This window comes from Streptomyces sp. NPDC005017 (assembly GCF_042873115.1).
Taxonomy (GTDB): Bacteria; Actinomycetota; Actinomycetes; order Streptomycetales; family Streptomycetaceae; genus Streptomyces.
Map to the genome: position 1 here is coordinate 250,837 of NZ_JBIALD010000007.1, position 14,266 is coordinate 265,102.

The following is a 14,266-nucleotide window of genomic DNA, read 5'->3' on the forward strand; positions in this document are numbered from 1 at the left end:
TGACGGAGGTGCAGGGCGATGGCCGGATTCCGGAGTCTTGCTAGACAGGTGCGTGATCCGCGGTGCGATCTGGCGCTGCGGCGCTACTCGCTGCGCAAGTGCCTGGAGCGTTTCGCTCCCTACGGGCACAGGGCGACCTGGGACCACTTGTGCTCCAGGGCCGGTTTCGGCCCGGAGGACCGCTCCCCCGACCCGGCACGGCTCGTGGCCGCGCTGGAGGAACTGGAGGAGGCACGAGCGGTGTGGCTCGCCTACGAGGCGGAGTTCGCCCAGCGCCGCAGGAAGGAGAAGCACGACGGGCTGCGCCGGCCGGGCAGCGTGGACGACTGGCACCGGCTGACCTGGGGCGGGTTCGGGGTCGCCTGGTGCGACGACCCCCGGGTCCACCCTCGCGGGCCGCTGGCCGAGGTGCTGCGGCGGATCATCGCCGCGCTGGAGCGTGAGCCGGGGGCGTCGTGCCCGGTGTGCGACGGGGAGCGGCTGGTCTGGGCGTACGACCTGGCCCATGAGCCGTCGGCCGGGCCGGTCTGCGTGGACTGCGGGATCCTCGTCCCGCGCCCGGTGCTGACACCCGCGGCGCTGGCGGAGGCCAGGCGGGACCGGATACTGGTCTCCGTCTCGGCCTGAGGAGCGCGCCCGGCCCCCGTCCCCGCAGGACCGCGGGGCAGGGAGCGGCACAGGACCGCTCCACACGGGGACCACGGGGTGGCAGGGCACGAGGGCGTGAGTGACGGGGGCCGCAGGGCACGGGGGTCGCAAGGTACGGGGGCCGCAGGTGACGGGGGTCCGCTCGATACGGGGTTCCGGGGGTGCGCAGGGGATGCCGCACCCCTTCCGGACGGCCGCCCGACCGGCCACGAGAGCCGTGCGGGGCGAAGGCTGCGGGCGGGGGTTTCGGAACCCGGCCTGAATCCGGTCCAGGGCCCTTCTGACGGATCTCCGTGGGGGAAGGAGCGGCGTTCGGTGCGTGCGATCGGCGTGCGGTGTGGAGGGCGTCGCGACGCCGCGGAGATCCGCCAGAAGGGCCCTAGCAGCACTGGTCCGGCTGTGGCGCCGGGCGGGTGTCGCGGGGGCGGGTGGTGCCGCGTTCGACCATGAGGCGGGAGCCGCTGATGCGCTCGCCGAAGGTGTCGTCGGGGTTGGACAGGGCGCAGGTGTCGAGGGAGAGACAGCCGCAGCCGATGCAGTCGGTGAGATGGTCGCGCAGGCGGTTGAGCTGGCTGATGCGCTCGTCGAGCTCGGAGCGCCAGTTCTCGGAGAGGCGGGCCCAGTCCTCGTGGGTGGGGGTGCGCTCCTCGGGGAGCGCGGCGAGGGCGTCCCTGATCGTGGCCAGCGGGATGCCGACCCGCTGGGCGGCCCGGACGAAGGCGACGCGGCGCAGGGTGTCCCGGGTGTAGCGACGCTGGTTGCCGCTGGTGCGGCGGCTGCTGATCAGGCCCTTGGACTCGTAGAAGTGCAGGGCGGAGACGGCGGCACCACTGCGTGCGGAGAGCTGGCCGACGGTGAGCTCGTGGATCTTCTCGGGAATCTGGGGCACTCCCCGAACCCTACCCATCGCCCGACCGGGTGAGGCGGGGTGGGCCGTTGACAACGCGCCCCGCCGTTGACAGGGTGCCTCCACCCGAGCATGCTAAGCAGTTGCTTAGACATGGTGACCGTGTGATGCGCAGGGAAGGCCGGGACGACATGGCAGAGCCGAGGATCTTCACGTCCGTCGACGAGCTCAGGGCGGCGGTGGGCGAGCAGCTGGGGTACACCGACTGGGTGGAGGTCGACCAGAAGCGGATCGACCTGTTCGCCGACGCCACCGGTGACCACCAGTGGATCCATGTGGACCCGGAGAAGGCGAGGAGCGGGCCGTTCGGCACGACCATCGCGCACGGCTATCTGACCCTGTCGCTGCTGCCGCTGTTCGGGCCGCAGCTGATCGGCGTCGAGGGCGTGAAGATGGGCGTCAACTACGGCACGAACAAGGTCCGCTTCCCCTCGCCCGTGCCGGCCGGCTCCCGGCTGCGCGCCACCGCGTCGGTCACCGGCGTCGAGGACGTCCAGGGCGGTGTGCAGGTGGCCGTCGCCTTCGTCGTGGAGCGCGAGGGCGGCGACAAGCCGGTGTGCGTCGCCGAGTCGGTGGCCCGCTACTACTTCTGACGGCGGCCGGGCGCGGGGCTCAGCGGCCCGCGCCCACCATCCGCAGCACGAGGTCGGCGTACAGCGCGCCGACCTCGTCGGGGGTGCGCGAGCCCTCCACGTTGAACCAGCGGGCCACGTCGATGCACAGGGAGAGCACGGCGAGGGTGGTGCCGTGCACGTCGGGCACGTCGAACTCGCCCGAGGCCACACCGTCCTCGACGATGCCGCGCACCTCGCCGTCGACCTGTCGGCGCAGGGCGAGGATCTCGGCGCGGGCGTCGGGACCGAGCGAGTCGAGCTCGTACTGGACGACCCGGGCGGTGGTACGGCCGCCCGCGTGCCAGCGGACGAAGGAGCTGACGGCGTCGGCGAGGCGCTCGGTGGCGGTGCCCTCGCGGGCCGCCGCGGTGCGCAGGATGTCCAGCGCCTTCTGATGGCCGATCCGGCTGATCCGGTGGAGGAGCTCCTCCTTGGTCTTGTAGTGGATGTAGAGCGCGGCGGGGCTCATGCCCGCGCGGCCGGCGATGTCACGCGTGGTCGTGGCGTGGTAGCCGCGCTCGGCGAAGGCCTCCACCGCGGCCACCAGCAGCCGCCGGGCCGCGTCGGGCGTGACCTCGTCCCACGCCTGCGGCTCGCCGCCGGTGGTCTCCTCCGCCGTACTCATCGCTCGTTCGCCCCTCTCGCTGACCGGGGCACCACCATACAGCCGCTGGTGAGCGGCCGCTTAGAGCGCCCGCCCGGCGGCCCTCAGACGTGGTACGTCGGCCGGTCCGCGTCCTGGCGGTCCCGGATGACCTTGGCGAGGGTGAAGGCGGAGGTCACGAGGTACAGGACGGCGATCCCGAGGAAGGCGCGCACCCAGGTGTCGGCCTCCAGCTTGAAGATCCCGATGGCGGTGGCGGCCATGGCGACGGCGAACGAGGCCACGGCCTGACCGTAGAAGGCGGCCGTGTTCTGCGGCTTGGCGGGTATGTCACTCATGGGGGACAGCTTCGCCGGGCGTGGCCCGCGCCACATCCGCTCACGTACTCAGTCACGTACTCAGGCAGTCACGTACTCAGAACGCCGAAACCCCGGTCAGCGCACGGCCGATGAGCAGCTTCTGGATCTGGCTGGTGCCTTCGTAGAGGGTCATCACCCGGGCGTCGCGCAGCAGTTTGCCGGCCGGGTACTCGTCGATGTAGCCGTAGCCGCCGAAGACCTGGAGGGCGTTGTTCGCGGCGCGCACCGCGGCCTCGGAGGCGAACAGCTTGGCCTTGGAGGACTCCACCGCGAAGGGCAGGCCGCGGTCCACGAGGTCGGCTACGCGCCAGGTCAGCAGGCGGGCGGCGTCCACGTCGAGGGCGATGTCGCTGATCAGTTCCTGGACGAGCTGGTGATGGGCGATGGACCGGCCGAACTGCTCGCGCTCACCGGCGTGGCGCAGGGCCGCGTCCAGGGCGGCCTGGGCTATGCCGACGCAGCCGGCCGCCACCGACATCCGGCCCTTGGCCAGGGCCGACATGGCGACGGAGAAGCCCTTGCCCTCCTCGCCGAGCAGCGCGGAGGCGGGCACGCGGACGCCCTCCAGCACCAGTTCGGCCGTCGCCTGGCCGCGCAGGCCGAGCTTGCCGTGGATCTCGCGGCGGGTCAGGCCGGGGGTGTCCGCGGGGACGAGGAAGGCGGAGACGCCCTTGTGGCCGGGGGCGTCGGTGGAGCGGGCGAACAGCAGGACGACATCGGCCCAGGTGCCGTTGGTGATGAACATCTTGGTGCCGTCGATGACGTACTCGTCGCCGTCGCGGACCGCGCGGGTGGTGAGGTTGCCCGCGTCCGAGCCGGTGCCGGGTTCGGTCAGGCCGAAGCAGCCGACCTGCTCGCCGGAGGTCAGACCGGGCAGCCAGCGGCGCCTGTGCTCCTCGCTCCCCCACGCGGCGATCGTCTTGGCGACCAGGCCGAGGGAGACCGAGACGATGCCGCGCACGGAGGAGTCGCCGCGGCCCAGCTCCTCGGTGACCAGGCAGTACGCGAGGTGGTCGCCGCCGGAGCCGCCGTACTCCTCGTCGATCGTCAGGCCGAGGAAGCCGAGCGCGCCGAGCTTCTTCACGACGCCCCGGTCGACCTCCTCCGCCCGGTCCCAGGCGGCGGCGTGCGGGGCGATCTCGCGCTCCACGAAGTCCCGGGCCAGCCGGCGGACGGCGGTCTGCTCCTCGCTGAGCTCCAGGTTCATGCCGAGTCACCCCACAGAGTACGGATCTTGAAAGCCGGACTTTTAAATTAGCACTGCTAGTTTCTGGATGCAGCCCTACTATGTGCGCCATGGCCCGACCGCGCAAGCCCCTTCTCAGCACCGACCGGATCGTCGCCACGGCACGGGAACTCGTGGACACGGAAGGGCTCGCCGCGGTCTCCACCCGGCGGCTCGCCGCCGAACTGGGGGTGAGCGGGCCGTCGCTGTACAACCACTTCCGGACCAAGGACGAGATCCTCGAGGCCGTCGCCGACTCGGTGAGCGCGCAGGTCGATCTGTCGATGTTCGAGGGCGGCCGGGACTGGCGGGCCGCGCTGCACGACTGGGCCGTCTCCTACCGTGCCGCTCTGCGCGACCACCCGAACATCGTCCCGGTCCTGGCCCAGGGGCCCGGGCGGCGGCCCGCCGCGCTGCGGCTCGCCGACGCGGTGTACGGCGCGATGGTCGCGGCGGGGTGGCCGCCGTCGCAGGCCACGTCCATCGGGGCGCTGATGCGGTACTTCATCATGGGCTCCGCGCTGGGCTCCTTCGCGGGCGGTTTCGTCGACGACCGGTCGGCGTACGATCCCGCCGACTATCCCCATCTCGGTCAGGCCCATCTGTTGCCGGACCGGCAGGAGAGGATCGACGAGCGGGCCTTCGAGACGGGGCTTGCCGCGTTGCTGGATGGGCTGGAGCGGCAGTATGAGGAGGTTGCGGGGGCGGCGCGGTGAGGTGGGGCTGCAGTGCGGTGCGGTCTTTGGCCGCGGGGTGCGTCGTGGGTTCGCGCAGTTCCCCGCGCCCCTTGGGGGTTGCCCGCCGGGGCGTCGGGGAGGTGGGGCTGCGGTGCGGTCTTTGGCCGCGGGGTGCGTCGCGGGTTCGCGCAGTTCCCCGCGCCCCTTGGGGGTTGCCCGCCGGGGCGTCGGGGAGGGGAGCGCGGATTGATGCAGCCTCGCCTCTTCAGAACGTGATCAGGGCTCTGGCTCCCTTGCCTGCTCGCATGTTTTCGAAGGCTGTGGGGATTTCGGCCAGGGTGATGTGTTCCGTGACCAGGGTGGAGAGGTTGAGGCGGCCGGCTCGGATGTGGTCGGCCAGGACCGGGAGGTCGCGGGCCGGGTCGGAGTTGCCGTAGACGCAGCCGGAGAGGGTGCGGCCCCAGTGGAAGATCTCCAGGGCGTTGAAGGTGACCTGTTCCTCCTTGCCGCCGATGCCGACGACCGTGGTGCGGCCGCCTCGGCGGGTGGACTCCCAGGCGGCGCGGATGGTGACCGCCCGGCCGACGCACTCCACGGCCACGTCGACGCCCTGCCTGCCGGTGAGCGCGCGGATCTCGCGCGGGGCCTCCGGGGAGGCGACGACGTAGTCGGTGGCACCGGCCGTTCGGGCCAGTTCCTCCTTCGCCGGGGAGACGTCGACGGCGATGATCCTCGAGGCGCCCGCGATCCGCGCCGCCTGGAGGGCGGCCAGCCCCACGCCCCCGACGCCGAAGACGGCGACGGTCTCGCCCTCGCGCACCTGGGCGGAGTGGTGGACGGCCCCGTAGCCGGTGAGGACGGCGCAGCCGAGGAGGGCCGCGTCGGTGAGCGGGATGCCGGCCGGGGCGGGCAGCGCGCAGGCGACGGGGACGACGGTCTCCTCGGCGAACGCGGCCACGTTCAGGCCGGGGTGCAGCGCGGTGCCGTCGACGGTGTGGGCGTGGACGGCGGCGGCGCCCTTCAGCGCGTCGGCGCACAGCCAGATCTCGCCGAGCGAGCACGCGTGACAACTCCCGCAGGACGGAGCCCAGTTGAGGACGACGTCGTCGCCCGGGGCGATCCGGGTGACGCCCTCGCCGACGGCGACGACCGTGCCGGCACCCTCGTGGCCGAGGACCGCGGGCACCGGGAGGCGCATGGTGCCGTCGGACAGCGACAGGTCGGAGTGACAGACACCGGCTGCGGCGAGCCTGACGCGGACCTGGCCGGGGCCCGGGTCCGGCAGTTCGATGTCGGTGATCTCCAGCGGGGCGCCGATGGCGGGCAGGACGGCGGCACGGACGGTCATGTCGGGCGACTCCCTGGGAACCTGGGTGACTTGGCCAACTGGATCAGAACTGGAAGGACTTGGTCTGGAGGTACTCGGCCAGGCCGTGGCTGCCGAGCTCGCGGCCCACACCCGACTGCTTGTAGCCGCCGAAGGGGGCGCGGGGGTTGAAGCGGCCGCCGTTGATGTCGACCTGCCCGGTGTCCATGCGGCGGGCGAAGGCGACCGCCTCGGCCTCGTCACCGGCCCACACCGCGCCGGCGAGGCCGTAGACGGTGCCGTTGGCGATGCGCAGGGCGTCGTCCTCGTCCTCGTAGCGGATGATCGACAGCACCGGGCCGAAGATCTCCTCCTGGGCGATGGTCATGTCCTCGGTCACGTCGGCGAAGACGGTCGGGCTGACGTACCAGCCCTTCTCGCGCGGGGCCGCGGGGCCGCCCGCGACCAGGCGGGCGCCCTCGGCGACACCCTTGTCGATGTAGCCGCGCACCCGGTCGCGCTGCCCCGCGCTGACCAGCGGGCCGATACGGTCGGCGTACTTGGCGGCGGCGGCCCGGGCCAGTTCGACGGCCTCCTCGTACCGCGAGGTGTGGACGAGCATGCGGGTCCAGGCGCTGCACGTCTGGCCGGAGTTGGACATGACGTTGGCCACGCCGACGTTGACGGCCCTGGCGAGGTCGGCGCTCGGCAGGATGACGTTGGCGGACTTGCCGCCGAGTTCGAGGGCGACGCGCTTGACGGCGGCGCCCGCGATCGCGCCGATGCGCCTGCCGACGGCGGTGGAGCCGGTGAAGGAGACCAGGTCGACGTCCGGGTGCTCGGCGAGGGCCTGCCCGGCGACCGGGCCTAGGCCGGTGACGAGGTTGAAGACGCCCGCGGGGACACCGGCCTCGTGGACTGCCCCGGCGAAGAGCTGGGCGGTCAGCGGGGTGTCCTCGGCGGGCTTGAGGACGACCGTGCAGCCGGCCGCGAGGGCGGGGGCGACCTTGGCGACGATCTGGTGCAGGGGGTAGTTCCAGGGGGTGATCGCGGCGACCACGCCGACGGGCTCGTGCAGCACCGTGGAGTTGCCGACCTTCTCCTCGAAGGCGTGCGTGGCCGCGAGTTCGGCGAAGCTGCCGGCGACGGCGATCGGCACGGCCGCGTGCACGGCCTGCGAGAAGGCCGGCGGCGAGCCCAGTTCGGCGGTGACCGTCTCGGCGATCTCGTCCTTGCGGGCCAGCAGTACGTCCCGCAGCGCGGTGAGGCGCTCGGCGCGGACGGCCGGGGGCGTGGCGGCCCAGCCGGGCAGGGCGGCACGCGCGGCCCGTACGGCGGCGTCCACGTCCTCGGCGGTGCCGGCCGGGACCCGGGCGATGACCTCCTCGTCGGCCGGGTCGACCACCTCGATGAGGTCCCGCCCCGCGGCGGGGCGCCAGGCGCCGTCGATGTACATGCCGTCCTGGGCCTTCATGGCCTACCTCCCGAGATCGCGACTGCGTCCGCCACTAAACTAGCGGCGGTAGTTTTCTCGCGCCAGAGGCAACCCGGCCGAGAGGCGATATGAGGGAGGCGGGGGCGGAGGACGGAGTACTACGAGACGGGGCCCGCAAGGGGGGTGACGGTCCGGCGGCGTGACTGGTCCCACGGGGTGACCGGACCGGCGGCGTGACTGATCCCACGGGGTGACCGGACCGGCGGCGTGACCGGACCGGCGGGGTGACTGATCCGGCGGGGTGGCCGGACCGGCCCTGGCCGGTCACCCCGCCGGGGCTCTACTCCTCCAGGTCCGGCAGCCGGGCCGGAGCCGGGCAGATGCGGTCGCCGTGCTGGTCGAAGACGAAGAGGTGGGCGAGGTCGACCAGCAGCGGCACCTGCATGCCGTGCCGGAGGTCGAAGTCGGGGGTGGTGCGCACGATGAGGTCGCCGGGGAGCCGGCCCTCGGACGGGGCGGGGTCCACCACGGGGGCGGCCTCGGCAGGGCGTTCCAGCACCCCGACCGAGCCGGACCGCAGCGCGCCCGCCCGCTCCCGCAGCCGGTCCAGCACCCCGGCCCCGTCGCGGCGGCGGCGCCGGGGACCGTGGTCCGGACGCGCGGCCTCCAGGTCCGGTACGACGGCGGGGCGGGAGCCGGTGTTGAGATGGACGAGCACCTCGTGCCCCTGGAACTCCACGTGCTCCACTAGGCCGATCATCGGCACCTCACCGGGCCGCGCGGCCGAGGCCGCCGCGATCCGCACGGCCTCCGAACGCAGCCCGACGATGACCTCGCGACCCTGCTGGACGCGGAGCAACTGGTGGTCCAGGGAGAGGGGTTCGGGCAGCCGCAGATACTGGCGGCCCAGGCTGATGGTCATCGCCCCGCCGAGCGGGGCCCGTACGAGACCGCGCAGCAGATTGATGCGCGGGGTGCCGATGAAGGCGGCCACGAAGACGTTGCGGGGCAGCGCGTAGACCTCACGGGGCGGGCTGACCTGCTGGAGGACACCGCCGCGCATCACGGCGACCCGGTCGCCGAGCGACATGGCCTCGGCCTGGTCGTGGGTGACGTAGATCGTGGTGACGCCCAACTCCCTGGTGAGCCGGGCGATCTCGGCGCGCAGATGGTTGCGGAGCTTGGCGTCCAGGTTGGACAGCGGCTCGTCCATCAGGAAGGCGGAGGGGTGGCGGGCGACCGCGCGGCCCATGGCGACGCGCTGGCGCTCGCCGCCGGAGAGCTGGCGGGGGAACCGGTCGAGGAGGTCCTCGATGCCGAGCATGCGGGCGGTGGCGTCGACGCGCGGGCGCGGGTCCTCGCCGGGGGCCTCGATGCGCAGCGGGAAGCCGATGTTGTCGCGGCTGGTCATGTTCGGGTAGAGGGCGAAGTTCTGGAAGACCATCGCCATGTCCCGGCCGGACGGCGGGAGTTCGTTGGCGTACTCGCCGTCGAGCAGCAGGTGCCCCTCGTCGATCTCCTCCAGTCCGGCGATCATGCGCAGCACCGTCGACTTGCCGCAGCCGGACGGGCCGAGCAGGACGAGGAACTCGCCGGACTCGATCTCCAGCGTGAGCCGGTCCACCACACGGGTGCCCTTGGTGTAGCTCTTGCTGACGTCGTGCAGTGAGATGGCGCGTGTCATGAGGGGTGCCCCCGGGGGCTCATGCGGGCGCTGGTGCTCCACGGTCGGACGCGCCGTGCGGATCGCAAGGCGCCTGTGGGTCACGGAAGCTAACGGAATGTGTGCGCCCGGGGAAGAGGAATGGCTGGATCGAGTTCCTGTGTCCAGCAGGTGAGACGGCCCGCGGCAGGGCGTCGGCGCGGGCCGCGCACCCGGCGGGCGGGGCGCGGCCGGTACGTCAGCGGCGGGGCACCCCGCCCGCCCCGGTGTCGGCGTCGGGCCACCCGGCGCGGCCCGGCCTTCGAACGGGGCGCCGCCGCCGGCCCGGACGGGGCGCGCAGGACCAAGCGCGAGGACAGCAGGAGCAGGGCGCTCAGCATCACGAAGGGCGCCGCCACGCCCGCGACCCCGGCGACCGGTCCGGCCGCGACGGGTGCGGCGGCCTGGCCGAGGCGGTTGCCGGTCAGACGCAGGGCGAGGGCGGTGGAGCGGGCCCCCTCGGGTGCGGCCCGGACGACGGTGGTCATGGACAGCGACTGGCCCACGCCGAGGCCGGAACCCCGGGCGGCCGGCTTCATCGCCAGGGCCCACATTGGGACCGGCAGGGCGATGCCCGCACAGAGGGCTGCGGCCGGCACGTGCGAGCAATAAGCGCGAAAGTCCAGGTCACAGCGTGGGTGTCAGTTCGACCGGGATGCCGTTGAGGACCGCGTTGCCGGACAGCGGGTCGAGCAGAGTGCCGTCGAGCAACTGGTTCACGTTGACTCCCGGGTTCTTCGCGGCATGGCTGAGCCGGGTGCCGGGCCGGTCGTGGCCCCAGCCGTGCGGGAGGCTGACCACGCCCCGGCGTACGGCGTCGGTGACCTCCACGGGCACGGTCACCGCTCCCCCGGCGCCCTTCAGCGTCACGTCGCTCCCGTCGTGGACGCCGAACTGTTCGGCGTCCTCCGGGTTGAGGTGCAGGGTGCAGCGGTTGGAACCGCCGGTGAGGGCGGGCACGTTGTGCATCCAGCTGTTGTTGGAGCGCAGATGGCGGCGGCCGACCAGGAGCAGTCCGGCGGGGCGTTCGCCCATCGCCTCCCGCAGCCGGGGCAGATCGGCGGCGATCGGGGCGGGCAGCAGCTCGACCCTGCCGCTGGCGGTCTTCAGCGGCTGCGGCAACCGGGGCCGCAGCGGGCCGAGGTCGATGCCGTGCGGGTGGTCGAGCAGCCGGGCCAGGGTGAGGCCGTCCGGGCGGGTGCCGAAGCCGTCGCCGTAGGGGCCGAGGCGCAGCATCATGTCGAGGCGGCGCTCGGGGCCGGTGTCGCCGGTCAGGAGCGCGGCGAGTTCCTTCGGGTCGCGGCCGTGGACGGGCGAGTGTTCCTCGCGGACCGCGCGGCCGAGGGTCTGGTCGATCACCATGGCGTCGACGGCGGCCGGTTCGGCGCCGTGCATCCCGGTGGCGGCGAGGGTGAGCCGGGCGAGGATCTCGGTCTCGGCCATACGGCCGTCCTCCAGGGGGACGGCGGGCCGGGTGTAGCGGACCTGGTTGCGCACGGCGAGGGTGTTGAACGCGAAGTCGTGGTGCGGGCTCTGGGAGGGCGGGGGCGGCGGCAGTACGACGTCGGCGTGGCGGGAGGTCTCGTTGAGGTAGGGGTCGACGCTGACCATGAAGTCCAGGGAGTCCAGCGCCTTGTCGAGCCGGTCTCCGTCGGGTGCGGAGAGCACCGGGTTGGCGGCGACGCAGATCAGGGCGCGGACCGGCTCGCCCTCGGGTGTCGCGGTGTCGATCTCCTCGGCGAGCGCGGACAGCGGCAGCTCGCCCTTGGCCTCGGGGTGCCCGCTCACCCGGGAGTGCCAGCGGCCGAGCTGGAAGCCGCGCCCGGGTCCGGCGGGGCGGGGGGTGCGGTCGGTGGCGGCCTGCGGGAACAGGGCGCCGCCGGGGCGGTCGAGGTTGCCGGTGAGGATGTTGAGCACGTCCACGAGCCAGCTGGCGAGGGTGCCGTGGGCGACCGTGCAGCTGCCGATGCGGGCGTAGACGGCGGCGGTGGGGGCGGCGGCCAGTTCGCGGGCCAGGGCGCGGATCTCGTCGGCCTCGACGTCACAGGCCCCTGCGACCGCCTCGGGGGTGAAGTCCCTTACGGCGTCACGGAGTTCGTCCAGACCTTGAAGGTGCGGGGTCAGCTCGCCCGGGTCGGCGAGGTTCTCCTCGAACAGCACCTGGGTCATCGCCGCGAGCAGCAGGGCGTCCGTGCCGGGCCGTACGGCGAGGTGCCGGTCGGCCAGCTTCGCGGTGCGGGTGCGGCGCGGGTCGACGACGGTGAGGGTGCCGCCGCGGGCCTTGAGGGCCTTGAGCTTGCCGGGGAAGTCGGGGGCGGTGCACAGACTGCCGTTGGACTCCAGCGGGTTGGCGCCGATCAGCAGCAGATGGTCGGTGTGGTCGAGGTCGGGCACCGGGATGGCGTTGGCGTCCCCGAACAGCAGGCCGCTGGAGACGTGCTTGGGCATCTGGTCGACGGTGGAGGCGGTGAACAGGCTGTGGGTGCCGAGGGCGGCGAGCAGGACGGGCGGGTAGAGGGCGCCGGCCATGGTGTGCACGTTGGGGTTGCCGAGCACCATGCCGACGGCGTGCGGGCCGTGCGCCTCGACGACGGTGCGCAGTCCTGTCGCGACCGCGTCGAAGGCCTCCTCCCAGGTGGCCTCGCGCAGCTCGCCGTCCCGGCGGACCAGGGGGGCGCGCAGCCGGTCGGGGTCGCCGTCGACGGCCCCGAAGGAGGCGCCCTTGGGGCAGATGAAGCCTTGGCTGAAGACGTCCTCGCGGTCTCCGCGGGCCCCGGTGACCCGGGTTCCTTCGATCGTGAGGGTCAGCCCGCAGGTGGCCTCGCACAGAGGGCAGATTCGCAGGGCGGTGCGGGACACGGGTCCTCCCGGATGGGCTCGCGGCAGCGATGACGCCTGGACTCCGACCGAGCATACCGACCGGTAGGCATGTTGGGGAGGGTCGTGTTCAGCCCAGCACCCGGACCAGGTACGCGTAGAGCAGCTCCCGCATCTCCGCAATGATCTGCTCGTCCCCCTCGGGGTCGACCCGGAAGGCCAGGTGCACCAGGGTGTCGGCGGTCTCCGTGGCGATCAGGAGGCCGCGCCGCATGGCCTCGTCCGGCTCGCGCGAGAGATACGCGGCGAGCATCTCGATGAGGCGGTCGGCGACGCGGTGGTTGGGCTCGGCGTCCCGGGAGCCGACGGGTATCTGATTGCCGAAGTCGACCAGCGAGAAGCCGGGCGCCGTGCGTTTCATGGCCAGGTACTCGTCGAGCACGGCGTCGGTGGCCGCGCGCCAGCCGCCGCCCTCGCCACCGGTCCCGCCGTTCCGGCCGCTCCCGCCGATCCCGGCCGCCTCGATGTCCGCGAGGCGTTCACGGACGCGCGCGGTGAAGCGTTCCAGGTTGCGCTGGGCGAGGGCGTCGGCCATCGCCCGTTTGTTGCCGAAGAAGCGGTAGACGGAGCCGATGGGCACCCCGGCGCGCAGCGCCACCGCGCGGGTGCTCAGGGCGTCGTAGCCGACCTCGTCGAGGAGGTCGGCGCAGGCGTCCAGGATTCTGGTCAGCCGTTCGGCGCTGCGCCGCTGCACGGGGGCACGGCGGAGCGGGGTCGCGTGGGGCACGGGTTTCATGATGCCCTTCCGCCGGTATCGGGTGAACCACGCCCCTGGGTACGGAGGGCGACGGGCGGTCTGCTCAACGGTGCGGCCGCACCGAAGCGGAAGCCGATGCCCCGGCGGACGGGGCGGAGGACGCCGACCGACAGGGCGAGAGCACCGACCGCAAGGGCGAGAACACCGAGCGCGAGGCGGACGGCCCGGGCCGCGGGGGCGAGAGCACCGACCGGGAGGGCGAGAGCACCGACCGCGAGGCGGAGGGCGCCGACCGCGAGGCGGAGGGCGCCGACCGCGAGGCGGAGGGCGCCGACCGCGAGACGGAGGGCGCCGACCGCGAGACGGACGGCACGGACCGCGAGACGGACGGCACGGACCGCGAGACGGACGGCACGGACCGCGAGAGGGGAGCCCCGGTGGACGGGACGGGAGCCCCGGTGGACCCGGACCGCGAAGGCTCCACCGTCCTCTCGGCGGAGGACTCCGCCCCCGAGCCCTCCTCCCCCGACGCCGTGATGTCCGCCGTGGTCTCCACCGGCTCCCCGTTCACGGCCCACACAGTGCCGTCGTCGGCGTACAGCCGCGCCGTGACCTGGTGGGTGCCGCGCGGGACCAGCAGGGCGGACAGCCGGTGGCCGGGGGCGCGCAGTTCGGCGACGGGCCGGCCGTCGAGGTAGAGCCGGGCGAAGCCGCGGCCGGGCGCCGCCTCGGCGGGAGCGCCGGGCGGCGAGAAACGGAAGCCGCGCAGGGCCAGCCGTACGTCCCAGCTGGCGCCGTCGGGGTCGGGCTGGACCTCGATGCCGACGCCGGGGGCGTCCTCCTCGTCCACCTCGCGATACGGCCGCCCCTGGTCGTCGCGGTCGTCGAGGACCTGGCCGACGGGCGCGGCCGAGGCATCGGTCTCGCCTTCCCCGGGCTCACCGCTCCGGCAGCCCGCGGATCCGGTCAGCAGCAGGACACAGACCGCGAGCGCGGCAAGGGATCTCCGTGTCCACGACATGACGGCGAGCGTAGAACCCCCGTCCGACACCGCGAATCCCCCTGGAGTCTGGTCCTCGTCATCCCTGGAGAGGACGGACCGGGCCTCCCTCCGGAGGAGGACCGTCCCGGTCCTGCCCGATCACCCCGGCCCTCTTGCGCCCACCCCCGAGTGAATCCTACGGTGATACATAGGAATCAGGGACCGAGGCGTCG

General features: G+C 73.2%; 13 protein-coding genes and 1 pseudogene. 3 read left to right on the forward strand and 11 right to left on the reverse strand.

Features of this window, described 5'->3' with window-relative positions; genetic code table 11:
- Positions 1-18 precede the first annotated feature (18 nt).
- The gene (locus ACFYR0_RS13585) at positions 19-627 is read left to right on the forward strand and encodes a hypothetical protein (protein ID WP_389326027.1); all 609 of its coding nucleotides are present in this window, start codon (positions 19-21) and stop codon (positions 625-627) included.
- 400 nt (positions 628-1,027) lie between these two features.
- Here the strand turns inward: ACFYR0_RS13585 and soxR are convergent, their stop codons facing one another.
- Complete coding sequence (soxR, locus tag ACFYR0_RS13590) at positions 1,028-1,537, reverse strand: redox-sensitive transcriptional activator SoxR (protein ID WP_386377029.1); 510 nt, start codon at positions 1,535-1,537, stop codon at positions 1,028-1,030.
- 149 nt (positions 1,538-1,686) lie between these two features.
- Between soxR and ACFYR0_RS13595 the strand changes: the two genes are divergently transcribed.
- Positions 1,687-2,148 (forward strand): MaoC family dehydratase, encoded by a 462-nt coding sequence (locus ACFYR0_RS13595; protein WP_389326032.1) that lies wholly within the window; start codon positions 1,687-1,689, stop codon positions 2,146-2,148.
- Positions 2,149-2,167: 19 nt separating this feature from the next.
- Here ACFYR0_RS13595 and ACFYR0_RS13600 read toward each other — a convergent pair whose 3' ends face one another.
- From ACFYR0_RS13600 to ACFYR0_RS13610, 3 genes are all read right to left on the reverse strand, one after another.
- Positions 2,168-2,794 (reverse strand): TetR/AcrR family transcriptional regulator, encoded by a 627-nt coding sequence (locus ACFYR0_RS13600; RefSeq protein ID WP_389326035.1) that lies wholly within the window; start codon positions 2,792-2,794, stop codon positions 2,168-2,170.
- A gap of 83 nt (positions 2,795-2,877) precedes the next feature.
- Entirely contained in the window at positions 2,878-3,111 is a 234-nt protein-coding gene (locus ACFYR0_RS13605; RefSeq protein WP_386377026.1) for a YiaA/YiaB family inner membrane protein, read from the reverse strand.
- A gap of 76 nt (positions 3,112-3,187) precedes the next feature.
- Positions 3,188-4,339, reverse strand: a complete 1,152-nt coding sequence (locus ACFYR0_RS13610) for an acyl-CoA dehydrogenase family protein (protein WP_389326038.1) — start codon at positions 4,337-4,339, stop codon at positions 3,188-3,190.
- Positions 4,340-4,428: 89 nt separating this feature from the next.
- On the opposite strand from ACFYR0_RS13610, the gene ACFYR0_RS13615 reads away from it, so the two are divergent.
- Positions 4,429-5,073 (forward strand): TetR/AcrR family transcriptional regulator, encoded by a 645-nt coding sequence (locus ACFYR0_RS13615; protein ID WP_389326041.1) that lies wholly within the window; start codon positions 4,429-4,431, stop codon positions 5,071-5,073.
- A 226-nt stretch (positions 5,074-5,299) separates the two neighbouring features.
- Here ACFYR0_RS13615 and ACFYR0_RS13620 read toward each other — a convergent pair whose 3' ends face one another.
- The 7 genes and pseudogenes from ACFYR0_RS13620 to ACFYR0_RS13650 form a co-directional block, all read right to left on the reverse strand.
- On the reverse strand, positions 5,300-6,382 hold the full coding sequence (locus tag ACFYR0_RS13620) for a Zn-dependent alcohol dehydrogenase (RefSeq protein ID WP_389326044.1): 1,083 nt from the start codon (positions 6,380-6,382) through the stop codon (positions 5,300-5,302).
- 43 nt (positions 6,383-6,425) lie between these two features.
- The gene (locus ACFYR0_RS13625; protein ID WP_389326047.1) at positions 6,426-7,814 is read right to left on the reverse strand and encodes an aldehyde dehydrogenase family protein; all 1,389 of its coding nucleotides are present in this window, start codon (positions 7,812-7,814) and stop codon (positions 6,426-6,428) included.
- Between the two features lie 301 nt (positions 7,815-8,115).
- A complete protein-coding gene (locus ACFYR0_RS13630; RefSeq protein ID WP_389326050.1) occupies positions 8,116-9,459 on the reverse strand; it encodes an ABC transporter ATP-binding protein in 1,344 nt (447 codons plus the stop codon).
- A gap of 248 nt (positions 9,460-9,707) precedes the next feature.
- Positions 9,708-10,070, reverse strand: a pseudogene (locus tag ACFYR0_RS13635) (MFS transporter); the annotation flags it as partial.
- A gap of 34 nt (positions 10,071-10,104) precedes the next feature.
- Positions 10,105-12,336: a molybdopterin-dependent oxidoreductase gene (locus ACFYR0_RS13640; RefSeq protein ID WP_389326053.1), complete on the reverse strand. Its 2,232-nt coding sequence runs from the start codon at positions 12,334-12,336 to the stop codon at positions 10,105-10,107.
- A gap of 88 nt (positions 12,337-12,424) precedes the next feature.
- The gene (locus ACFYR0_RS13645; RefSeq protein WP_389326056.1) at positions 12,425-13,090 is read right to left on the reverse strand and encodes a TetR family transcriptional regulator; all 666 of its coding nucleotides are present in this window, start codon (positions 13,088-13,090) and stop codon (positions 12,425-12,427) included.
- Between the two features lie 64 nt (positions 13,091-13,154).
- Positions 13,155-14,072 (reverse strand): nuclear transport factor 2 family protein, encoded by a 918-nt coding sequence (locus ACFYR0_RS13650; protein WP_389326059.1) that lies wholly within the window; start codon positions 14,070-14,072, stop codon positions 13,155-13,157.
- Between the last annotated feature and the right edge of the window lie 194 nt (positions 14,073-14,266).